The sequence below is a fragment of the Pseudorhodobacter aquimaris genome, from assembly GCF_001202025.1.
Taxonomy (GTDB): domain Bacteria; phylum Pseudomonadota; class Alphaproteobacteria; order Rhodobacterales; family Rhodobacteraceae; genus Pseudorhodobacter; species Pseudorhodobacter aquimaris.
Genome location: NZ_LGHS01000071.1, coordinates 1 through 21,840, shown reverse-complemented (window position 1 = coordinate 21,840; position 21,840 = coordinate 1). Strand labels below are relative to the sequence as shown.

Here is a 21,840-nt window from a genome sequence, read left to right as displayed (position 1 = left end):
CTAAAAATCAAGGAAATGGCGGGTTTGACCGCATGTAAAAGCGCATCCGAGGCAAGGGAATTTGAAATCTGTGGGCAATCAAGGCACTGAGGGATCCTGCACCATGATCCACCGCCAACTTGGCGCGCGGATGCTCGCGGGGACAGGGCTTTTGCTGGATTGCGTGCGGGTGTCGCCTGACCAAGTGCATATGTTCTTTGGTGCAGGTGTCGGGGTCGGAGCCTTTGCACCGGATGCCCGCGCCGGCTCTGCCCTGCCATTGGATCTGCGCGATGTATCGGGCGCGGCAATGGTCACCGTTCAGGCCTCTGATACGGTGCATCTGGCGCGCACAGATGGTAGCATCCTGACGCTGGAACCAACCTTGGCAGAGCCTGCACTTCTGGCCGGTCGCAACTGTTTGCTTGGTTTTCGGATGTCGGAAACCGTCGCGCAGGTTGTTGAATGGTTGACCTATCACGCCCGCCATCACGGCGCCACGGGGGCCGTTATCATCAACCGTCTGCCCGAATACAGTTTTCGCACGGGGCTGGCCGCCGCATTGACAGCCACAGGCATCGATATGCGCGTGGTGCTTCTGGATTGCCCCATCGCCATGGGCAAATCCGGTTTCGGCCCTGAGAACGACGTCTTCCTTGCCCCCGACGCCCCCGGCAAGGACCGGATGGAGCCGCCCGCCCCCGATCCGTGGCGCGCCCCGCTAGGGCAGCCGCTGATCTATGAGGTGGTCAAATGGCGCTTCTTGCAGGATGCACGTGCCGTTCTGACACTGGATATTCCCGACTTTCTGGCCCCCAGGCCCAAGGGGGCCCCCGACGCATTCGACCTGTGTGACAGTGCCAAAAACGGGGCTGTCTTTCTGGCCGGAACGCGGGTCTATCCTTGGCGGGTGCGCAATAACACCGCCCCCCGCATCCCCGACCATATTTGTGCGGGTTTTGACGTGACCAAACCGATGGTCCGCTGGGGGGTGACGCCGCAAAAGGCAGGTCTTTCGAATACATGGCGCATGATGCGGGTGGCCTATACCAACCCCGAACCAAACCGCGCCGTGCCTTTCTTTCGCGCAATGGCGATCAAGATACCGGGGCGCAGCGCATCCGAACTTGCGCCAAAGACCTCGCTGGTGGAACAAGACAGCCTGATCGCCATGGCAAGGGATGTTTTTGACCATAAACCCGTCCGCGCCCCCGTCTCCAAGATAAAACCCGCGCCCAAAGCGGCCGCGGAGGGGGGGCGCACCGCGATTGTCACCACGATGAAAAACGAGGGGCCGTTTATTCTGGAATGGCTGGCCTATCACCTTGCAATCGGGGTGGATGATTTCCTGATCTATACCAATGATTGCACCGATGGCACCGATACCATGTTGGACCTGTTGCAGGCCAAGGGCATCGTGCAGCACCGCATCAACCCCTTTACCCCCGGCGGCGATCTGAAGCCGCAACATGCCGCGCTTCAAGCCGCGGAATCCGAGCCGGTCATGCAAAACTGTGGCTGGGGCATCTGCATGGATGTGGATGAATTTATCAACATCAAGATCGGCAATGGCACCCTGCCCGACCTTTATAAGGCGATGGGTGAGGCGAATATGATCTCGCTGACCTGGCGCTTGTTCGGCAATGATGATGTGCATGAATACGAGGACCGTTTCATCACGGAACAATTCACCGCTTGCGCGCCAGAGGTGATCCGCAAACCGCATCAGGCCTGGGGGTTCAAAACGCTTTTCCGCAATATCGATATGTATAAAAAGCTGGGTGTCCACCGGCCCAAGGGCTTGGTGCCCGATCTTTGGGATCAGGTGAAGTGGCTGAATGGCTCGGGGCGCCCCCTGCCGCGCAGCATGTTTCGCAATGGCTGGCGGTCAACGCTGGAGACATATGGCTATGACTGGGTGCAGTTGAACCATTATGCCGTGCGCTCTGCCCAAAGCTTTCTGGTCAAGCGCGACCGAGGCCGGGTGAACCATGTTGACCGGGATCAGGGGCTGAATTACTGGTTTCGGATGAACCACAACATGGACAGGGATCACAGCATCCAGCGCATGATCCCCGCGCTGCGCGAGCAGACGGATGCCCTGCTGGCCGATCCTGACATTCGTGCGGCACATGACCATAGCGTTGCCTGCCACCGTGCCAAGATCACCGAGCTGATGCAGACCCAAAATTACCGGAACTTTTATGCAGAGCTGACCGGCCCGCGCATGCAGGCCCTGTGCAAGATGCAGCAGCATTTCGGCTCGGCGGTATTTTCGGCAGGCCCTGCCGTGATCCCCGAAGATATGCACCAGCGCGATCTGCCCCCTGATTACTTCTTTACCGTCGATCACAAGGGGGAGGCAGAACATTGAGCCGCGATAAGGAAACAAAGGCGATGCGTTTCCTCGCGGTCCTGATCCTGCGCAACGAGGGGGCATTCCTGTTGGAATGGCTGGCCCATCATCAGGCCTGCGGCTTTACCGATTTTCTGGTCTTTTCCAATGAGTGCAGCGATGGCACCGACCTTATGCTGGACCGGCTGCAAGAGATGGGCATTCTGACCCATATCCGCAATGACGGCCCGCATGAGGAAGGCCCACAATGGGCAGCCCTCAAGGCCGCGGACAAACATCCTTTGGTCAAAAAGGCCGATTGGATCCTGGTTTGCGATATTGATGAATTCGTCAATATCCATGTCGGGGACCGCAGCCTGAGCGCGCTTTTGACCGCCCTGCCCGATGCGACGGCGATCCCGATGACATGGCGCATGTTCGGCAATGCCGGTGTGGTGCGTTTTCGTGATGCGCCCATGACCGAGGTCTTTACCCGTGCCGCACCAGCAGTATTGCATTGGCCGTGGCGCGCAGCCCTGTTCAAGACGCTGTTTCGCAATGATGGCAGCTACCGCAAACTGGGTGTTCACCGCCCCCGCAGCCCCGATGACATCACCCGCCAACGCTGGTTCGACGGGTCAGGCCGTGAGCTGCCCCCCGAGTTTCACCGCACCCGTATCTTAACCCCCTTTGGCCGCGACAATTACCAGATCGTGCAGATGAACCATTACGCTTTGGGCGCGATGGAAAGCTATATGCTCAAATGCGATCGGGGGCGGGCGAACCGGGATGCCTCTGTCTTTGATATGGGCTATTGGGTGGAGCGGAACTTTTGCGATGTTCAAGATAGCACAATCGCAGAGATCTCCCCACGCAGCGCTCCGCTTCTGGCCGCGCTCAAAACCGACGCCACACTTGCAGCCCTGCACCACACAGCTGTCAAATGGCGCCACGACCGCTTTGCCGCCTTGATGCAGCATGAAACCTGGCGCAGCCTTTTCGGGCGGTTGCTGATGTGTCCCCCCACCCGCTGCCTGACTGCAACACAGGCCAAACTAATATGGTCACACGCGGCTCAAAAAGGTTAACGAGAGGTTAACGACACCTGTAGTTACCAATTGAGTCGGTTTCAGCCGTTGCGTCCGTGTGTGCACCGCCGGTGTCTGTACTAAATGTCACGGTACTGCCTTTTTCTCTGCCCGATTGCGCCATGCAGTAAGGCCATAACGGTGGGGCAATCGCTGCGGCGAGGACATTAATGATTGGGCGGATAACCAAATGCCATATATTGACGAAAAGAAGCCTTCTGCGGGGGAATCGGATTCGATGCATGGCCGCGATGACGTGCTGTTGCTTTTGCGGAATATGGGTGAGGAACTCGGGTCCTTCGATACGATCGGCACGTCGCATTGGGCGGTATTCAATGAGGACGGCCCGACACTTGTGATCAGCTTTGATCGGCTGGAAGATATTCAGGCGCTTGAGCCAGGAACGATGCCCGGCATCTTTGGCCAGGCAACCCAGAACGGCTGGTCCCATCTGAGCCTGTTGAGCGAGGGCGACTCTTGGTACCGTGATCCGCACGTCTATGCGTATATCGACCAATTGGTCGATGAATGCTTCTTTGATGAATTTGATCGCGTGGTTTTTGTTGGCACTGGTATGGGGGCCTATGCTGCGGCAGCCTTTTCTGTGGCGGCGCCGGGCTGTACGGTGCTGACCTTACAGCCGCGCGCCACGCTCGACCCACAAGTAGCGGGATGGGATACCCGCAGCCGAAAGGCGCGGCGGCTGAATTTCAACGACCGCTACGGCTATGCCCCCGATATGACCGAAGGGGCGACGCAGGTGTTTACCGTCCACGATCCCTATAGCCGCCTTGATGCCATGCATGCCGCCCTGTTTCGTAAACCATGGGTCACGGCCCTGAAAACACCACTACTGGGCGATGATGTAGCAACCAACCTTGCCGAGATGGGCATTTTGCCAAAGTTGATCAAATCCGCCTGCGACGGCAGGCTGACCCCCCACTACTTCAACCAGCTTTGGCGAGAGCGGCGAAATTACGGTCCCTACCTGCGCCGGATCCTGCGCGCCTGCACCCTTGCCAAACAACCCGGACGAGAGGCGATGATCTGCCGATCGGTAACCCAGCGATTGCGCGCGCCAGTGTTTCGCAAGCATCTGGAAAAGCTTGAAAAGAACGGTAGCGCCGAGAAAACCTGACCGGGGCGGCCAAAAACAATCCACAGCTTCGCAGCCTCAGGGGCGCTTTTGCATCTGGAAAATCATGGGCGAATGGTCTAGCCGATGGGCTATGACACAAAGCATCACTCTCCGCCGCCCCGATGACTGGCACCTGCATTTGCGCGATGGCGCAATGTTGCAAGGCGTGCTGCCCGAAACAGCCCGCCATTTTGCCCGTGCAATCATCATGCCCAATCTTATTCCGCCTGTGGTCACCCATGCGGATGCGCGCGCCTATCACGCCCGGATCATGGCCGCCCTGCCCGAGGGCATGTCCTTTGATCCCCTGATGGTTCTCTACCTAACCGAAGGCACCGACCCCGAAGATGTGGCCGCGGCCGCGAAATCTGGGCTGGTGAAGGCGGTGAAGCTTTATCCCGCGGGGGCGACGACCAACTCCAGCTCTGGTGTGCGCGACTTTAACAAGGTGCGCCCGGTGCTGGAAAAGATGGCCGAGATTGGCCTGCCGCTTTGTGTGCATGGTGAGGTGACCGACCCCAACGTGGATATCTTTGACCGTGAGGCCGTGTTTATCGACACCGTGCTGGACCCCTTGCGCCGCGCGATCCCCGGCTTGCGCGTGGTTATGGAACATATCACCACATCGCAAGGCGTGGAATATGCCCGTGCCGGCGGCGATGATCTGGCGGCAACGATCACCACACACCATCTGATCATCAACCGCAATCACATCCTTTCGGGTGGCATCAAACCGCATTACTACTGCCTGCCCGTGGCAAAGCGTGAGACCCACCGCCTTGCCCTGCGCGCCGCGGCAACATCGGGTGATGCGCGGTTTTTCCTTGGTACCGACAGCGCCCCGCATGTCGATGCGGCCAAGGAACAGGCCTGCGGCTGTGCCGGCTGTTTTACCGCGACCAATACCATGCCCTTGCTGGCACATGTATTTGAAGAGGACGACGCGCTGGACAAGCTGGAGGCCTTTACCTCGCTCAATGGCCCGGCGTTCTACCGCCTGCCGGTGAATGAGGCGAATATGACCCTGACCAAAGGCGCGCCCGCAGAATGGCCCGACAAGATCCTGACCGAAGCAGGCCCCGTGACTGTTTTCGATCCGGGCTTTCCGGTGCATTGGCATGTCGCAGATTGATCCGCGACCGGACAGCAAAAAACCAAAGGCGCGGCCCAGACCGTTGATACAAAGGACCCAGAGATGATCCCGACCTCTTACCCCCCTGCGACCGAAATCGCCCGCCTGACCGCGCGTATGCTGCTGGAAATCAAGGCCGTGCATTTCAACGCGGAGGAGCCTTTTACCCTTGCCTCTGGCCTGCCCAGCCCCACCTATATCGACTGTCGCAAGCTGATCAGCTATCCGCGTATCCGTAGTACCTTGATGGATTTCCTGACTGTCACCGTAATGCGCAACGCGGGTTTTGAGGCCTTTGACAATATCGCCGGCGGTGAGACGGCAGGCATCCCCTTCTCGGCGCTGGTCGCTGAACGCATGGCCCTGCCGATGACCTATGTGCGCAAAAAGCCCAAAGGCTACGGGCGCAATGCGCGGATTGAAGGCGTGATGACCGAGGGCCAGCGCGTGCTCTTGGTCGAGGATCTGACAACCGACGGCGGCTCGAAACTGTCATTTGTGGATGCGATCCGCGAAACGGGGGCTGACTGTGCGCATACGGCGGTGATTTTCTATTACGGAATTTTCCCCGATACGCTGCAAACACTCTCGGACCACGGGGTAACCTTGCATCATCTTTGCACATGGTGGGATGTTCTGGCCGAGGCTCGTGAAAGTGGTGCCTTTGATGACAAGACGCTGACCGAAGTTGAAAGCTTCTTGCGTGCCCCCCGCGCTTGGCAAGAGGCGCGCAAGCCCACTTGATTCGGATCTGCGCGGGATGCAATGCGCCACAGCATCTGCCGGACTGTACTAAGTACGGTGATCCGGATGACAAGACCCGCAAAATAAGGTAGGCTGCGCTTGCGCGGCTTACCGCCTTCGGTTGTTATACATGGTTGTCCACAGGTTTTGCACAACCCGTTCCACCGCGCATCATGCTATGGGTTGTGCCACGTCCGAAATCAGACATATGAGGCCGAACAAATGAACGAAGTCGCCCCCATCCGCCAAACCCTCCCGGCGGAGACCGATACCACAGCCCTGCCCCATAACATCGAGGCCGAGCAACAGCTTTTGGGTGCGATCCTGACCAATAACGATGTCTATGATCGCGTCTCCTCGCTGATCAAGGCAGAGCATTTTTACGATCCGGTCCATAGCCGCATCTTTGAGATCGCCGCCGCGCGTATCCAGAAAAACGCGCTGGCATCGCCGGTCACCCTCAAGGCCTTTCTGGAAGATGACGAGGGGCTGAAAGAACTTGGCGGGCCGGCCTATCTGGCACGTCTGGCGGGGGCTGCGATTTCCAGCTTTGCCGCGCGCGACTATGCGCAGATGCTCTATGATCTGGCGGTGCGGCGTGAATTGATCGGGCTGGGCCGCGATATTGCGGCCAAGGCGGGCAAGGTAGAGGTGGCCTCGGAACCCAAAGAGCAGATCATCGAGGCTGAACAGCGGCTTTACAAGCTAGGCGAACAGGGTGTCGCAGAGCGTGGTTTTCAAAGCTTTCTCAAGGCGGTAACCGAAGCAGTTAATGTTGCCAATGCCGCCTATCAACGCGATGGCGGTCTGGCGGGCATTTCAACCGGTCTGGCCGATCTGGACAAAAAGCTGGGCGGTTTGCATCCGTCGGATTTGCTGATCCTTGCCGGTCGACCCTCGATGGGGAAAACCTCTTTGGCAACGAATATCGCCTTCAACATCGCCAAAGCTTATAAGCGCGGCCTGCGGAACGATGGCGCCGAAGGCGCGATCGAGGGCGGGGTTGTCGGCTTTTACTCCTTGGAGATGAGCGCGGAACAATTGGCGGCGCGGATCCTCTCAGAATCGTCGGAAGTGCCATCCGAGCAAATCCGCCGCGGGGATATGTCAGAACAGGAATTCCGCCGTTTTGTCGAGGCCGCCAAAAGCCTTGAGGCCTGCCCGCTCTACATCGACGATACGCCTGCGCTGCCAATCAGTCAGGTCGCAGCCCGCGCCCGCAGGCTCAAGCGGACGCATGGGCTGGATGTGCTGATCATTGACTATTTGCAGCTGCTCAAAGGCTCCTCCAAAGAAAACCGGGTGCAGGAGGTGTCCGAAATCACCCAAGGGCTGAAGGCCATCGCCAAAGAACTGAATATCCCCGTGATCGCCCTGTCGCAGCTGTCACGCCAGGTCGAAAGCCGTGAGGACAAGCGTCCACAGCTGTCGGATCTGCGCGAATCCGGCTCTATTGAGCAGGACGCCGATGTGGTGATGTTCGTCTACCGCGATGAATATTATAAGGAACGCGAGAAGCCGGGCGATCATGAGCTGGAGAAAATGGCGCAATGGCAATCGGTTATGGAGAGCGTGCATGGTAAGGCCGAGGTGATCATTGGCAAGCAGCGCCACGGGCCCATCGGCACAGTTGAACTTTCGTTCGAAGGGCGTTTTACCCGCTTTGGCAATTTGGTCAAAGCTTGGCAGGAAGGCAGCGATCAGGGCTATTGATCAACGGAGAGGGGCCGCCAGAAGGGGCATCGAGCCCCTACAGGCGGCATTGCCATGGTCATATATGATCCGGCGGCCTATGCTAATCCAAGTTGACAGCGGCGCTGCTAACCCATTTGGTGTCAATATGTCAGCAAACGCTCAAAAAAAGATAGCAGCCATCAAAAACATCCCATGGCAATGCCGGGTGCAGGGGCCTCAATGGCCCCAAGCTCGGCTCCCCCCCCTTTACCCTAAACGCTTTTCGCTTGACCTCTCCCCTTAAGCAGTCAAAACAAACACATGGCCACTGCAACTCTCTCTATTGACCTCGATGCAATCGCAGCCAATTGGCACCAGTTGGATCGTATGTCCGCCGCTGACACCCAGACTGGGGCTGTCATCAAAGCTGATGCCTATGGTTTGGGCGCTGGCCGGGTGGCGCGTGCCTTGGCGCATTCCGGTGCCCGCCGCTTCTTTGTTGCCTGTGCCGAAGAGGGGGCCGCCGTGCGCCAAGCCCTTGGTGAAGGCCCTCAGATCTCGGTGTTTTCGGGCCATATGGCCGGCGATACCGACACAATCAACGATCTTGATCTAACGCCGATGCTCAATTCCATTGACCAGATCACCCGTCACTTGGAATCCCTTCCCGGCCGTCCTTTCGGCGTGCAGTTGAACACTGGTATGAACCGTCTTGGCCTCGACTCCGTCGAATGGGAAGCCGTCGCGGCGCTTATACTGGAAGCAGGCCCCGAGCTGGTGATGAGCCACCTTGCCTGCGCGGATGAGCCCGGGCACCAGATGAACGCCGCCCAGCTGACCGAGTTTCGCGCCATGACCGATGGGATCGATGTGCCACGCTCTTTGGCGGCCACGGGCGGGATATTGCTTGGGCCCGAATATCACTTTGATCTGACGCGGCCCGGCATCGGCCTGTATGGTGGCCTTCCCTATGAGACGGCAAATCCGACCGTTGCCCTTTCGCTACCCGTGATCCAGTTGCGTGATATCGCAATCGGGCAATCTGTGGGCTATGGCTGCGCTTGGGTGGCCGAGGCCCCGAGCCAGATCGCCACGGTTTCAGGCGGCTATGCCGACGGGCTCTTGCGCGCGCTGGGCAACCGTGCCGTGCTTTGGGCGGGCGATGTGCCCTGCCCGCTTGTGGGGCGCGTCTCGATGGATGTGATCACCGTTGACGTCTCGCATCTGGATCAGGCACCGCGCACATTGGATATTCTGGGCCCGCATCAAACCATTGATGATCTGGCGGCGGCGGCGGATACGATCGGCTATGAAATTCTGACCAATCTTGGCGCACGCTACACCCGAAGATATGTCGAGCAGCCGCGCAGAGGCTGACCCCGCAGCGAAAGGGGGGCCTATACGCTATGTTCTGATCGCGGCGAACCTGTCGCTCTTGCTGCTGTTCCCCCTGTCATGGTTTGCCCCCTTGTTGCGCGCGGGGCTGCTGCCGTTTTTCGACCTTTCGGAAATCTCGATCGTATCGGGCCTGCAGTCGCTGTGGCAAAAGGATGTCGGCTTGGCGCTGCTGGTCACGTTTTTCGCCATCTTCGCCCCCTACCTCAAAACCATCGGCCTTGCATTGCTGCATTTCGGGTTGCTTAGCCCGCGTGTAATCACTGCCCTGCATATCTTGGGCAAGCTGGCGATGGCGGATATATTTCTGATCGCGCTTTATATCATTTTGGTCAAGGGCGTCGGGCTGGCGCGGGTCGAAACGGCTTGGGGGCTTTATCTCTTTACCGGCTGCGTTCTAGCGTCACTGGCACTGTCGATCAGCGCCGGTCGCATGAATTCGGGGCCGTCAGCGGCAAAATAGCGCTTCGCCCTTGCACCCCTGGCCGCTTAATTGCATCAAGACGCATGGCAAAAGCATCCCTCGCATTCACTTGTACCGCCTGCGGCGCCGCCCATAAGAAATGGGCCGGGCGTTGCGAAAGCTGTGGCGCTTGGAACAGTGTGGTCGAAGAGGCGCCGCTTTCAGCAGGCCCCAAATCCTTGGGTCGCAAGGGCCGGATGATTTCGCTGACCGATCTGGCAACCCAAGCGGACCCGCCCAAGCGCGCCACCAGCGGCATGGATGAGTTTGACCGCGTTCTGGGCGGCGGATTGGTTGAGGCCTCTGCGATACTGGTCGGCGGCGATCCGGGCATCGGGAAATCCACGCTTTTGCTTCAGGCCGCCGCTGCCTTTGCGCGCAATGGCGTAAAATGCATGTATATCTCGGGCGAGGAAGCCTCGGCGCAGGTGCAGATGCGTGCGCAGCGTCTTGGCCTTGCCGATGCGCCGGTAGTGCTGGGGGCTGAGACCAACCTGCGCGACATTCTGACCACACTGGATGCCGAGCGCCCCGGCCTTGCCATCATCGACTCCATCCAGACCATGTGGCTTGATACCGTCGATAGCGCGCCCGGTTCGGTGTCTCAGGTGCGATCAGCCGCGCATGAGCTGGTGACATTCGCCAAAAAGCGTGGCGTGGCGGTTATTCTGGTTGGCCATGTCACCAAGGACGGCCAGATCGCAGGCCCGCGCGTGGTCGAGCACATGGTCGATACGGTGCTTTATTTCGAGGGGGAGCGTGGCCACCATTTCCGCATCCTGCGCGCGGTGAAAAACCGTTTCGGCCCTGCCGCCGAGATCGGTGTGTTTGAGATGACCGGCGACGGGCTGGCACAGGTGACCAACCCTTCGGCGCTGTTCCTGTCTGACCGTGACAAGCCCGCGCCCGGGTCTGCGGTGTTTGCGGGGATTGAGGGCACGCGGCCGGTGCTGACGGAAATTCAGGCGCTTATCGCGCCCTCCCCGCTTGGTACACCGCGCCGGACGGTTGTGGGGCTTGATTCCGGGCGCCTGTCGACGATCATGGCCGTGTTGGAGGCCCGCTGCGGCATCCCCTTTGCCGGGCTTGATGTGTATTTGAATGTGGCAGGCGGGATGCGTGTGGCAGAGCCTGCTGCCGATCTGGCGGTGGCCGCGGCCCTGCTTTCCGCACGGGAAGATGTTGCAATTCCGCCAGATATGGTGCTTTTCGGGGAAATCAGCCTGTCAGGGGCCTTGCGTCCCGTTGCCCAGACCGAAAACCGGTTGAAAGAGGCGATGAAACTTGGTTTCTCACAGGCAATCGCGCCCTCCCGGTCCAAAATGGCCGGGGTGGAGGGCATGGCCGTGCGCCAGATGCCCGATCTGACGGCCTTTGTAGGCGAAATTTTCGGGGCTGGTTAACAGCCTCATAGGAGACATGTGATGGATGGCTTTACCTTGATCGACGGCGTGGTGGCGCTTGTCATAGTGCTGTCAGCCGTATTGGCCTATTCCCGTGGTCTGGTCCGCGAGACGCTGGCGATTGCGGGTTGGGTCGGATCAGCCGTTCTGGCCTATGTCTTTGCCGGTGCCGCCCAACCCCTGATCCAGAGCTTTGCCGCAGAAATCCCGAAGGTCGGGCCAAGCATCGCCGAAAGCTGCGAGCTGTCGATCATCGTGTCCTTCTCGGTGGTCTTTGCCATCGGCCTCGTGATCTTTGCGCTGTTTTCGCCCCTACTGTCATCGCTGGTGCAGCGTTCGGTTCTGGGCGGGCTTGATCAGGGGCTTGGGTTCTTGTTCGGGGTGGCGCGCGGCGTGCTTTTGGTGGCGGTGGCGTTTATCGTTTATGATCGCGCAGTGGCGGCCAATACCGTGCCTATGGTGGATGATTCACGCTCTGCGAAGGTCTTTGCCTCTTTCCAGTCAGATCTGGACGGGTCGATTCCCTCGGATGCGCCGGGCTGGATATTGGCCCGTTATGAGGCGCTGACCAGCGGCTGCGCCGTACCGGCAAGCGAGTAAGCAACGCGCGCCACAGGCGTAAATCAAAGATCAAGGCGTGACACGCCCTGCGCGAGGGCTTAAACGGGGGCATCAAACCCCCCTCGGATTCGGAGCCACAGAAATGCGTCCTTTCCTCGCCCACCCTTTCGACGATGATAAGTTGCACGAAGAATGCGGAGTGTTCGGTGTCATCGGAATGGCGGACGCAGCCAACTTCGTCGCCCTTGGCCTACATGCGTTACAACACCGCGGACAAGAGGCGGGCGGCATCGTCACCTATGACCCTTCGGCAGGCTTTTGTTCCGAGCGCCGTTTCGGGTATGTCCGAGACAGCTTTACCAAGGCCGCGGTGATGGCAACCCTGCCCGGCTCTATCGGGATCGGCCATGTACGCTATTCGACCTCTGGCACCAAGGGCGCGACCGCGATGCGCGATGTGCAGCCCTTCTTTGGCGAGTTCTCTATGGGGGGGTCCGCGATTGCGCATAACGGCAATATCACCAATGCCATATCCCTGCGCAAAGAGCTGATCAAACGTGGCTCTATTTTCCAGTCGTCGTCGGATAGCGAATGTATCATCCATCTCATGGCGCGGTCCATGGGGCGCACCATCCCCGATCGGTTTGAAGAGGCGCTGCGCAAGGTCGAGGGTGCGTTTTCCGTTGTCGCCATGACCCGCACCAAGCTGATGGGCGTGCGTGACCCGCTGGGCGTGCGGCCCTTGGTTTTGGGCAAGCTTGGGGATGGCTGGGCGCTTAGCTCCGAGACCTGCGCGCTGGATATCATCGGCGCCGAATTCGTACGTGAGATCGAGCCGGGCGAAATGGTGGTCATCTCGGCCGAGCATGGCGTTCAAAGCCATTTCCCCTTCCGCCGGATGAAACCGCGCAGCTGTATCTTTGAACATGTCTATTTCTCGCGCCCCGACTCGATTCTCGGCGGGCGCTCGGTCTATGAAACCCGCCGCCAGATCGGGGTGGAACTCGCGCGCGAAGCCCCGGTTGAGGCGGATCTGGTTTGCCCGGTCCCTGACAGCGGCACCCCTGCGGCCATCGGCTACAGTCAGGAAAGCGGCATCCCCTATGCGATGGGTATCATCCGCAACCAATATATGGGCCGCACATTTATCGAGCCGACCGAACAGATCCGCAATATGGGCGTGCGCCTGAAGCTGAATGTGAACCGTGCGCTGATCAAGGGAAAACGGGTTATTCTGGTGGATGACAGCGTTGTGCGCGGCACCACCTCGCGCAAGATCAAGGATATGATCCTTGATGCAGGTGCCGCCGAGGTCCATTTTCGCATCGCGTCCCCGCCAACGGCCTGGCCCTGTTTTTACGGTGTGGATACGCCGGAACGCTCCAAGCTTCTGGCCGCGACCATGACCGAGGCAGAGATGTGCGAATGGATCGGGATCGACAGTTTGAAATTTATTTCTCTCGACGGGCTGTACCGGGCTGCGGGTGAGGCAAAGGGGCGCGACAATACGTCTCCGCAATACTGTGATGCCTGTTTCTCGGGCGAATACCCTGTTACGCCTTCCGACATGATCGAAAAAGGCTTTGAGATGAAAGTGGCTGAATAGCGCCACCTTCATTCAAGAGTATATCCCCTGCCATTGGCCAAATGCGGTCTTTGGCAGGCGCTTCATAAGGAAACACCATGAGCCAGAAAATCGCCCTCGTCACCGGAGCCTCGCGCGGGCTTGGCGCGGCAATGGCCGAAGAGCTGGCCCAGAAGGGCTGGCATGTCGTCGCCGTTGCACGCACCACCGGCGGGCTGGAAGAGTTGGATGATCGCGCCAAGGCTGCCGGCGCGGTGGATGCGCTGACACTGGCCCCGATGGATATTACCAATGATGACGCGATGCGCCATCTGTGCCGGTCAATTTTTGACCGCTGGGGCGGGATTGATCTTTGGGTGCATACGGCAGTTCATGCGGCCCCGCTGGCACCTGCCGGACATATCGACGCCAAGGATTGGGACAAATCCATCGCCGCGAATATGCGTGCGACAGGCACATTGATTCCGATGATCGAGCCCTTGCTGCGCGCCCGTCCAGCGGCATCCGCGATGTTCTTTGAAGATCCCCGCGGCGGCGAGAAGTTTTTTGGTGCCTATGCCGCATCCAAGACCGGGCAGATCGCGCTGGCGCGGGCTTGGGCCGCCGAAAGCGCAAAAAACGGCCCCGACATCAGAATTGTCACGCCAGCCCCAATGCCCACGGCCACACGCGCACGTTTCTTTCCCGGTGAGGATCGCAGCACATTGACCGCGCCGCGCGATGAGGCAAAGCGTTTGCTGGCTGATTTTTAAAGAAAATCCCCTGCTGCCAAGATCATGACACCAGGGGAAAGCATCTTAGATAAACTCGATGCTATATTTTTCGATCACCGTATTGCTGAGCAATTTTTCGCACATCGCCTTGACCTGCGTCTCGGCGGCGGACCGGTCCTCGCCTGCAAGGTCAAGCTCGATCACCTTGCCTTGGCGCACACCGGTTACGCCTTCGAACCCCAGCGTTCCAAGGGCGTGGCGCACGGCCTCGCCTTGCGGGTCCAGAACACCGTCTTTGAGCATGATATGAACACGAGCTTTCATCGTAGGGCGCCTTTCAGTTGATCAGGGTCGGCTTGGTGTTATGCGTGACATTGGTGGGCAAAACCCCCAAACGCCGCGCCAGTTCGGTATAGACATTGTCCATCGGGATCGGCTCATGGCCCTGTGCGGACCGCTCGGACAGGTCGAGGCCGCGGATATCCCACAAACGGCAGCTATCGGGGCTGATCTCATCGGCCACGATCAGGCGCATGAAATCGCCTTCCCAGACGCGGCCCACCTCAAGCCGGAAATCGGCAAGACGCACGCCCACGCCCAGCATGACGCCGGACAGGAAATCATTCACCCGCAGGGAAAGCGCAATGATATCATCAAGATCTTGCTGGTTTCCCCAGTTGAAGGCGACGATATGTTCTTCCGATACCATCGGATTGCCCAGCTTTTCGTCCTTGAAATAATACTCCACAATCGGGCGCGGCAAGGGTGTGCCCACTGGCAGGCCCAGCCGTTCGGTCATGGCCCCGGCAGCATAGTTGCGCACCACAATCTCCAGCGGCATGATTTCGGCCATACGCACGACCTGTTCGCGCATGTTCAGGCGTTTGATGAAATGCGTCGGCACCCCGATGCTGTTCAGACCAGACATGAAGAATTCCGACAGGCGGTTGTTCAACACGCCCTTACCCTCAACCGCGGGCTGCGGCGGCACTGCATCAAGCTGACCGCCGTCCTTGTAATATTGGATAAGCGTGCCCGGCTCTGGACCCTCATACAGGATCTTGGCCTTGCCCTCATATACTTTCTTGCGGCGTGCCATGTCGTCCCCGAGTAAATACCAAGGCTGCCGACCTTTTGCCGACACCCCTTTGTCCACGGGCTATAGTGTATGGCGCGCGCGCCCGCAAGCCAGCGTGCGAAATCGGGAAGCCAACCCTTGCAGCAGGCGGCTTTGAAGGGCATATCTAAACTAGAAATCCAAAGTGAGGGTCAGCCCATGACGACATTCGATGATCGCCAACAAGCATTCGAGGCAAAATTTGCTCATGATGCGGAAATGCAATTTCGTGCCGAGGCGCGCTGCAACAAGCTGGTGGGCCTTTGGGCGGCCGAGCTTTTGGGCAAAACCGGCCAAGAGGCGACCGATTACGCGATGACCGTCGTTGCCGCCGATTTTGAAGAGGCCGGAAACGAGGATGTTGTCCGCAAGCTGGCCGCCGATCTGGACGGCAAGATCGAGGCCGATGTGATCCGCGAGAAACTGGCCGCCACCCTGCCGGTCGCCAAAGCGCAGCTGATGCAGGAACTCTAGGCGCGACCGGTATCCCACGCGGTGAAATCAGGGCGTCCCGCCACGGGTCGGCCCCCATATGCCATAGAGCGGAACAGATATGACAGACGCATTGACCAAGCTTCTTGGCAGCCGCGAGTGGTTGCTTGCAGATGGCGCGACCGGAACCAACCTGTTCAATATGGGGCTGGAGTCGGGTGAACCGCCGGAATTCTGGAATGTCGATAAACCCGATAACATCCGCAAGCTGTATCAGGGCGCTGTTGATGCCGGATCGGATATCTTTCTGACCAATACGTTTGGCGGAAATGCCAGCCGCCTCAAGCTGCACAAGGCCGAGACGCGCGTGCATGAGTTGAACCGCATCGGTGCCGAGATCGCGCGTGAGGTTGCCGATGCCGCGGGTCGTGATGTCGTGGTTGCAGGGTCTGTCGGGCCTACGGGTGAGATTTTTGAACCTATGGGCACGCTTACCCATGCCGCAGCGGTGGAGATGTTTCACGAGCAGGCCGAGGGGCTCAAAGCTGGCGGTGCCGATGTGCTGTGGGTGGAGACCATCTCAGCCCCGCAAGAATACAAGGCCGCGGCCGAGGCGGCCAAACTTGCGGGCATGCCGTGGTGTGGCACCATGAGCTTTGACACCGCAGGGCGCACGATGATGGGCACCACATCTGCCGATATGGTGGCGCTGGTGGAAAAGCTGGACTATCCGCCGCTGGCGTTTGGGGCGAATTGCGGTGTCGGGGCGTCGGATCTGATGCGCACCATGTTGGGTTTTGTCGCCCAAGGCACCGAGCGCCCGCTGATCGCCAAGGGCAATGCCGGCATTCCGAAATTCCACGACGGGCATATCCATTATGATGGCACACCCGCGCTGATGGCCGAATATGCCGTGCTTGCCCGCGATGCCGGTGTGCGTATCATCGGCGGCTGTTGCGGCACCATGCCAGAGCATCTGCGCGCCATGCGCGAGGCGCTGGAAACCCGCCCCAAGGGCCCGCGCCCAACGCTAGAGACAATCTCGGCGGCGCTTGGGGGGTTCTCTTCGGCTTCCGACGGCACCGGCGACGATTCGGGAGCGCCCAAGCGCGAACGACGCGGGCGGCGCGGCTAAAACAGGCTTAGCTGATCCCCCGCCTGTGGGGGCGCGGCAAAGAGATCACAGCGCATCGATGGCTGGCGCAGCGCCAGCCCCAAGCGCCCCCGTGCCAGATCAAAGCGTTTGCCGATCAGATCCGACCAGATACCCTGCCCCCGCATCCGCACACCAAATTTCGAATCATAGACCGCGCCGCCATGCAGATCAGCCAAGCGCGCCAGCACCTTTTCGGCGCGGCCCGGCGCATGTTGGGCCAGCCAGTCCCGAAACAGCCCCTCTACCTCACCGGGCAGACGCAGCATGATCCAGCTTGCCGCCAAAGCACCCGCATCGCGCGCGGCCTCCAATATCGCTTCCATCTCGGGGTCGGTCAGCCCGGGGATCACCGGGGCGACCATCACCCGCACCGGCACCCCCGCATCCGTCAGCCGCCGGATCATCGCCAAACGTCGCGCGGGCGCAGGGGCGCGCGGCTCCAACGCGCGCGAAAGACCTGCATCCAGCGTCGTCATCGACACCCCGACCCGCGCCAAACCAGCAGCCCCCATCGACCCCAAAATATCGAGATCACGTTCGATCAATGTGCCTTTGGTGGTTATCGCCACCGGATGCTGAAAATCGCGCAAAACCTCCAGAACCTCGCGCATCACGCGGTGCGTGGCCTCGATCGGCTGATAGGGATCGGTGTTCGTGCCGATCGCGATCACCGCAGGCCGGTAGCTACGCGCCCGAAGCTCTTTGGCCAAGACAGCGCCTATACCGGGGCGCGCGATCAGCTTGGTCTCAAAATCCAGCCCCGGCGAGAGGTTCAGATAGGCGTGAGAGGGCCGCGCATAGCAATAGGCACAACCGTGTTCACATCCCCGGTACGGGTTCACGGACCGGTCAAACGGCAAATCCGGCGAGGCATTATAACTGATGGCAGAGCGCGGCCGCTCCAACCGGACTTCGGTACGCAGGGCTGTTTCCTCGGGCGCGGACCAGCCGTCATCCACCGCAACACGCGTCGCCGCTTCGAATCGCCCGACGATATTAGAGGCCGCACCCCGCCCCCTCAGCCGTATATCCCGCGGCACTGTGCCGATTTCATCATCTTTCTGTGTCATGCTGTCACACTAGAACGAACCAGCAACACAGCACAAGAATTCGTATCGACAAAAGGCAAACTGTCGGCTTTCACGCAGCCCATGTCGCAAATCGAGGAGTGGTCGCCCCGCTTTGGGATCATGCAGAAATAGAGAGCCGCCTCAGGAGCATGCAATGTCTGAAGATGAAATCATCCTTTCCGAACTTTCCGATGACGAGTTGATCTTGCAAATGCATGACGACCTCTATGATGGCCTCAAAGAGGAAATCGAAGAGGGCGTGAATATCCTGATCGAACGCGGATGGGCACCCTATGATGCCCTGACCAAGGCGCTTGTTGCCGGGATGACCATTGTTGGTGCGGATTTTCGCGACGGGATTTTGTTTGTGCCAGAGGTGCTTCTGGCAGCCAATGCGATGAAGGGGGGGATGCATATCCTCAAGCCGCTTTTGATCGCGACCGGCGCACCGCGGATGGGCAAAATGGTGATCGGCACTGTCAAGGGCGACATCCATGACATTGGCAAAAACCTTGTCGGCATGATGATGGAGGGTGCAGGCTTTGAGGTGCGCGACCTTGGCATCAACAACTCTGTCGATTCCTATATCGAGGCGCTGGAGGCCGAGCAGCCCGATATCCTTGGCATGTCCGCCCTGCTGACCACGACGATGCCCTATATGAAGGTCGTGATTGATACTCTCAAGGAAAAGGGCATGCGCGATGACTATATCGTGCTGGTCGGCGGCGCGCCTTTGAATGAGGAATTCGGCCGCGCCATCGGGGCAGACGCCTATTGCCGTGATGCGGCGGTCGCGGTTGAAACGGCCAAGTCACTGGTCGGGCGCAAGCACAACCAACTGGGTGCCTAGGGCGCTGTCAGAATTCCCTGACACCGCGCTCGGTCACGATCACATCCAAGGGCTGATCTGTTGGCTCTATCGGCACTTCGGGCATTTCCTGCGCTGAAAAGGCAAAACCCACGGCCAGCACCGGACCGCGCGCGCGCAACCCCTCCAGCGTGCGGTCATAAAAGCCGCCACCATAGCCAAGCCTGTAGCCACGCTGGTCAAAGCCGACCAAAGGCACGATCAGCACCTCGGGCGTGACCCAAGCCCCCTCTTGCGGGATCAGCGCCCCGAAATCACCGGACACCGTTGCACAATCCGGTGCCCATTCGCGAAAACGCAAGGGCTGCGCCTTGCCAATGATCACCGGCACCCCGACCGGACCGATATGCGCCGCCATCGCGGGCAGCGGGTCGATCTCTGTGCGCATCGGCATGTAGCCGGCCAAGGTGCGCCCGGAATATGAGGCCAGAAAATCGGCCAATATCTCAGCGGCCTGCCCCTGCCCCGCAGCAAAAGCTGCCTTGCGGGCGGCAAAACCAGCGTTGCGGGCGGCGGTTTTCACAACAACATCCATGTCGCCAGTTTCAGAAAGGCGAAAAAGCCGACCACATCCGTCACGGTTGTCACAAACGGCCCAGAGGCCAGCGCCGGATCAATACCAAACCGTTGCAGCGCCATCGGGATCAATATCCCCCCCGCCGCCGCAGAGATAAGTGTCAGAATCATGGCGATCGCAATCACCAACGACAGCATCGGAACCCCGAACCACGCGCCGGCAATCACCGCCATCAGCAAACCGAAAACCATTCCGTTGATCGCGCCCACGGCCGCTTCGCGCCGGATCACACGAAAAGCGTTTTGCGCGGTCAGGTCGCGGGTTGCCAGGGCACGCACCGCCACCGTCATCGTTTGGGTGCCCGCATTGCCCCCCATCGAGGCAACAATCGGCATCAGCACGGCCAATGCCACCAATTTATTTATGGAGTCGGTGAATTCCGAAATCACAGTCGAGGCCAGAATCGCCGTCAGCAGGTTCACAAGCAACCAGACTGCCCGCCCTTTTGCCGCCTCATAGATCGTGTCGGTCAGACTGGCCTCATCACCAACACCGGCCATGCGCAGCATGTCTTCTTCATGCTCTTCGTCCAGCACATTCATCGCGTCATCAATGGTGACAACCCCGACCAGACGGCCATCCTCATCAACAACAGGACAGGAAATCAGGTGATACTGGTTAAAGATATAGGCGACATCGGCCTCCGGCTCGGTCGCGCCCACGCTGCGAAAGCTTTCTTCGGCAATCTCCTTGAGCGCCACATCGCGCCGTGACGACAGCACCCGCCCAAGGGTCACATAGCCCTTTGGCTTCATCCGCGGATCGACCAGAATAATGTGATAAAACTGATCCGGCAGGGAATCGCTCGATCGCATGAAGTCAATGGCTTGACCGACCTCCCAATGTTCGGGGGCGGCCACCACTTCGCGCTGCATGAGGCGCCCGGCGGAGTAATCCGGATATGAAAGCGCACGTTCAACCGCCACCCGGTCAGCGGCCTCAAGCGTGCCGAGGATGCGGTCCTGATCCTCCTCCTCCATATCCTCGAGGATGTCGACCACGTCATCGGTATCAAGCTCGCGCACCGCCTCGGCCAGAACCGCAGGCGAAAGCGTTTCGATAACCTGCTCGCGAATACCTTCCTCAAGCTCTGACAGGATATCGCCATCGATACCGTTCGGCCAAAGGCGCAACAATTCGCGCCGGTCATTCGGGCTTATCTGTTCCAACAGGTCGGCAATATCCGCCGCATGGAGCGGTTCCAGCAAAGCATCCAGTCGAGGCGCATCACTGGCCTCTACCGCGTCTTGAATGGCCTCTACCCGGCGGGCGTCCAGCACATCTTTGTCCATTTCCATAATATCGTCGGACATATGCCCCCCTCGCCTTGTGGCACGACCTTAAAATATGCCGCATCAAAGAAACAGGGGCGTTCGAAAGATTTCCCGCACGCGTTCGACTGGATTACAAAATCCACCCTGCGGCTCTTGTCAGAATGGACGAGGATCCGTGGCCTGGAACGGTAAGGCCTCCATAATCCTATGGCTACCACGTTGAAATTCTGTAAGAGTTCGGGACCCAGATCACTGTCATTGGATGTAGGTGCAAAGATCTTACCCGCTATCATCTTTTTTATGACAATAGTGTCATTCCCTCTCTTGCGCAGCCTGCCGACAAAGGTTATTAGACCCGCACTGCCCCTATAGCTCAGCTGGTAGAGCATCTGATTTGTAATCAGAGGGTCCGCGGTTCGAGTCCGTGTGGGGGCACCATTTTTTCAGATAACTCATTGGTAATAACCCAGCTCTTAACACTTTTTAGGAGCCGTCGACCATATCGGAGACCAAATCAACTACGTTCAACTTCGCAAAGGGCGGGGTCTTTTACTTCAGCCGCCGTATCCCCAGACCGAAAAGCTGAAAAGAGATTGGTCTGAATGTCGGTCATCGTTGCGTGGCCGCTTGATGCGTCAGAACGGAATATCTGTTGTTCGGACACGTAAACATAAGGTCACGACAGATAGCGATCATAAGTTCAATATTGCGCCCAATCTGCCGGATAGGGACTTTATGGCCGCGGGGCCAAACCAGAAATGGGCAGGCGACATCAGTGGGTAAGCGTCCGGCCTGACCGCCCCTATGCAGCAGTTTTCCACGACAGCGGATCATGGACGCGGTTGATCTTGTAGTCTGGAATGCGCGCGAGCGTATCGGCCAACCATGCCTGCGGATCGATACCGTTCAGTTTTGCAGTTTCGATCAGGGTGTAGGCGATAGTGGCGGCCTTGCCGCCGGTTTGTGATCCGACGAACTGGTCGTTTTTGCGCCCGATTGCTATTGACCTGCATGGCGCGTTCGGCGGTGTTGTTGTCCAACTCGAGGATACCATGGTATGGCCGGAGCCGCGCCATGCGGGTCAGGGCATAGCGGATCGCGCCTGCCAACGGCGATTTTCCAGAGATACTGGAGAG

General features: G+C 59.2%; 20 protein-coding genes, 1 tRNA gene and 2 pseudogenes. 17 read left to right on the top strand and 6 right to left on the bottom strand.

The genetic code is table 11. From position 1 onward, the window contains the following. Positions 1-103 precede the first annotated feature (103 nt). The 12 genes from AKU94_RS15545 to AKU94_RS15490 all read left to right on the top strand — a co-directional run bounded on the left by AKU94_RS15545 (position 104) and on the right by AKU94_RS15490 (position 14,249). Entirely contained in the window at positions 104-2,353 is a 2,250-nt protein-coding gene (locus AKU94_RS15545; protein ID WP_083445089.1) for a glycosyltransferase family 2 protein, read from the top strand. Between the two features lie 23 nt (positions 2,354-2,376). Further along, positions 2,377-3,402, top strand: coding sequence for a glycosyltransferase family 2 protein (locus AKU94_RS15540; RefSeq protein ID WP_050528195.1), 1,026 nt, complete (start codon positions 2,377-2,379; stop codon positions 3,400-3,402). 190 nt (positions 3,403-3,592) lie between these two features. Beyond that, on the top strand, positions 3,593-4,540 hold the full coding sequence (locus tag AKU94_RS15535; protein WP_050528188.1) for a hypothetical protein: 948 nt from the start codon (positions 3,593-3,595) through the stop codon (positions 4,538-4,540). A gap of 91 nt (positions 4,541-4,631) precedes the next feature. Beyond that, the gene (pyrC, locus tag AKU94_RS15530; protein WP_050528187.1) at positions 4,632-5,672 is read left to right on the top strand and encodes a dihydroorotase; all 1,041 of its coding nucleotides are present in this window, start codon (positions 4,632-4,634) and stop codon (positions 5,670-5,672) included. 63 nt (positions 5,673-5,735) lie between these two features. Then, positions 5,736-6,416, top strand: a complete 681-nt coding sequence (locus AKU94_RS15525; RefSeq protein ID WP_050528186.1) for an orotate phosphoribosyltransferase — start codon at positions 5,736-5,738, stop codon at positions 6,414-6,416. A 222-nt stretch (positions 6,417-6,638) separates the two neighbouring features. After that, the gene (locus AKU94_RS15520) at positions 6,639-8,129 is read left to right on the top strand and encodes a replicative DNA helicase (protein ID WP_050528185.1); all 1,491 of its coding nucleotides are present in this window, start codon (positions 6,639-6,641) and stop codon (positions 8,127-8,129) included. Positions 8,130-8,411: 282 nt separating this feature from the next. Continuing rightward, positions 8,412-9,467 (top strand): alanine racemase, encoded by a 1,056-nt coding sequence (gene alr / locus AKU94_RS15515; protein WP_050528184.1) that lies wholly within the window; start codon positions 8,412-8,414, stop codon positions 9,465-9,467. Further along, positions 9,442-9,948 (top strand): paraquat-inducible protein A, encoded by a 507-nt coding sequence (locus tag AKU94_RS15510; protein WP_050528183.1) that lies wholly within the window; start codon positions 9,442-9,444, stop codon positions 9,946-9,948. The genes alr and AKU94_RS15510 overlap by 26 nt, the downstream gene beginning before the upstream one ends. Before the next feature lie 44 nt (positions 9,949-9,992). Next, positions 9,993-11,351: a DNA repair protein RadA gene (gene radA / locus AKU94_RS15505; protein ID WP_050528182.1), complete on the top strand. Its 1,359-nt coding sequence runs from the start codon at positions 9,993-9,995 to the stop codon at positions 11,349-11,351. 21 nt (positions 11,352-11,372) lie between these two features. Beyond that, the gene (locus tag AKU94_RS15500) at positions 11,373-11,951 is read left to right on the top strand and encodes a CvpA family protein (protein WP_050528181.1); all 579 of its coding nucleotides are present in this window, start codon (positions 11,373-11,375) and stop codon (positions 11,949-11,951) included. A gap of 103 nt (positions 11,952-12,054) precedes the next feature. Beyond that, positions 12,055-13,518, top strand: a complete 1,464-nt coding sequence (gene purF, locus AKU94_RS15495) for an amidophosphoribosyltransferase (RefSeq protein ID WP_050528180.1) — start codon at positions 12,055-12,057, stop codon at positions 13,516-13,518. Positions 13,519-13,595: 77 nt separating this feature from the next. Continuing rightward, positions 13,596-14,249: an SDR family NAD(P)-dependent oxidoreductase gene (locus tag AKU94_RS15490; protein ID WP_050528179.1), complete on the top strand. Its 654-nt coding sequence runs from the start codon at positions 13,596-13,598 to the stop codon at positions 14,247-14,249. A gap of 45 nt (positions 14,250-14,294) precedes the next feature. Here the strand turns inward: AKU94_RS15490 and purS are convergent, their stop codons facing one another. Then, positions 14,295-14,534 (bottom strand): phosphoribosylformylglycinamidine synthase subunit PurS, encoded by a 240-nt coding sequence (purS, locus tag AKU94_RS15485; protein WP_050528178.1) that lies wholly within the window; start codon positions 14,532-14,534, stop codon positions 14,295-14,297. 13 nt (positions 14,535-14,547) lie between these two features. Beyond that, a complete protein-coding gene (locus AKU94_RS15480) occupies positions 14,548-15,309 on the bottom strand; it encodes a phosphoribosylaminoimidazolesuccinocarboxamide synthase (RefSeq protein ID WP_050528177.1) in 762 nt (253 codons plus the stop codon). A 177-nt stretch (positions 15,310-15,486) separates the two neighbouring features. Between AKU94_RS15480 and AKU94_RS15475 the strand changes: the two genes are divergently transcribed. Then, the gene (locus tag AKU94_RS15475; RefSeq protein ID WP_050528194.1) at positions 15,487-15,801 is read left to right on the top strand and encodes a DUF1476 domain-containing protein; all 315 of its coding nucleotides are present in this window, start codon (positions 15,487-15,489) and stop codon (positions 15,799-15,801) included. Between the two features lie 79 nt (positions 15,802-15,880). Continuing rightward, positions 15,881-16,894 carry a betaine--homocysteine S-methyltransferase gene (gene bmt, locus AKU94_RS15470; protein WP_050528176.1) on the top strand — a complete coding sequence of 338 codons (1,014 nt, stop codon included), beginning with the start codon at positions 15,881-15,883 and terminating at the stop codon, positions 16,892-16,894. Here the strand turns inward: bmt and AKU94_RS15465 are convergent. Further along, a complete protein-coding gene (locus AKU94_RS15465; RefSeq protein WP_050528175.1) occupies positions 16,891-17,985 on the bottom strand; it encodes a PA0069 family radical SAM protein in 1,095 nt (364 codons plus the stop codon). The genes bmt and AKU94_RS15465 overlap by 4 nt on opposite strands. Before the next feature lie 154 nt (positions 17,986-18,139). Here AKU94_RS15465 and AKU94_RS15460 point away from each other — a divergent pair, with 154 nt between their 5' ends. Next, on the top strand, positions 18,140-18,835 hold the full coding sequence (locus tag AKU94_RS15460) for a corrinoid protein (protein ID WP_050528174.1): 696 nt from the start codon (positions 18,140-18,142) through the stop codon (positions 18,833-18,835). 7 nt (positions 18,836-18,842) lie between these two features. On the opposite strand, the gene AKU94_RS15455 is transcribed toward AKU94_RS15460, so the two are convergent. Beyond that, positions 18,843-19,388: a 5-formyltetrahydrofolate cyclo-ligase gene (locus AKU94_RS15455; protein WP_050528173.1), complete on the bottom strand. Its 546-nt coding sequence runs from the start codon at positions 19,386-19,388 to the stop codon at positions 18,843-18,845. Then, a complete protein-coding gene (gene mgtE / locus AKU94_RS15450) occupies positions 19,373-20,743 on the bottom strand; it encodes a magnesium transporter (protein WP_050528172.1) in 1,371 nt (456 codons plus the stop codon). The genes AKU94_RS15455 and mgtE overlap by 16 nt, the downstream gene beginning before the upstream one ends. Positions 20,744-21,066: 323 nt before the next feature. Between mgtE and AKU94_RS15445 the strand changes: the two genes are divergently transcribed. Together AKU94_RS15445 and AKU94_RS19785 are read left to right on the top strand one after the other, a co-directional pair. Further along, a tRNA-Thr gene (locus AKU94_RS15445) sits at positions 21,067-21,142 on the top strand. 148 nt (positions 21,143-21,290) lie between these two features. Continuing rightward, positions 21,291-21,481, top strand: a pseudogene (locus tag AKU94_RS19785) (IS3 family transposase); the annotation flags it as partial. Positions 21,482-21,506: 25 nt separating this feature from the next. Here the strand turns inward: AKU94_RS19785 and AKU94_RS15440 are convergent. Continuing rightward, a pseudogene (locus tag AKU94_RS15440) lies at positions 21,507-21,840 on the bottom strand (transposase domain-containing protein); the annotation flags it as partial.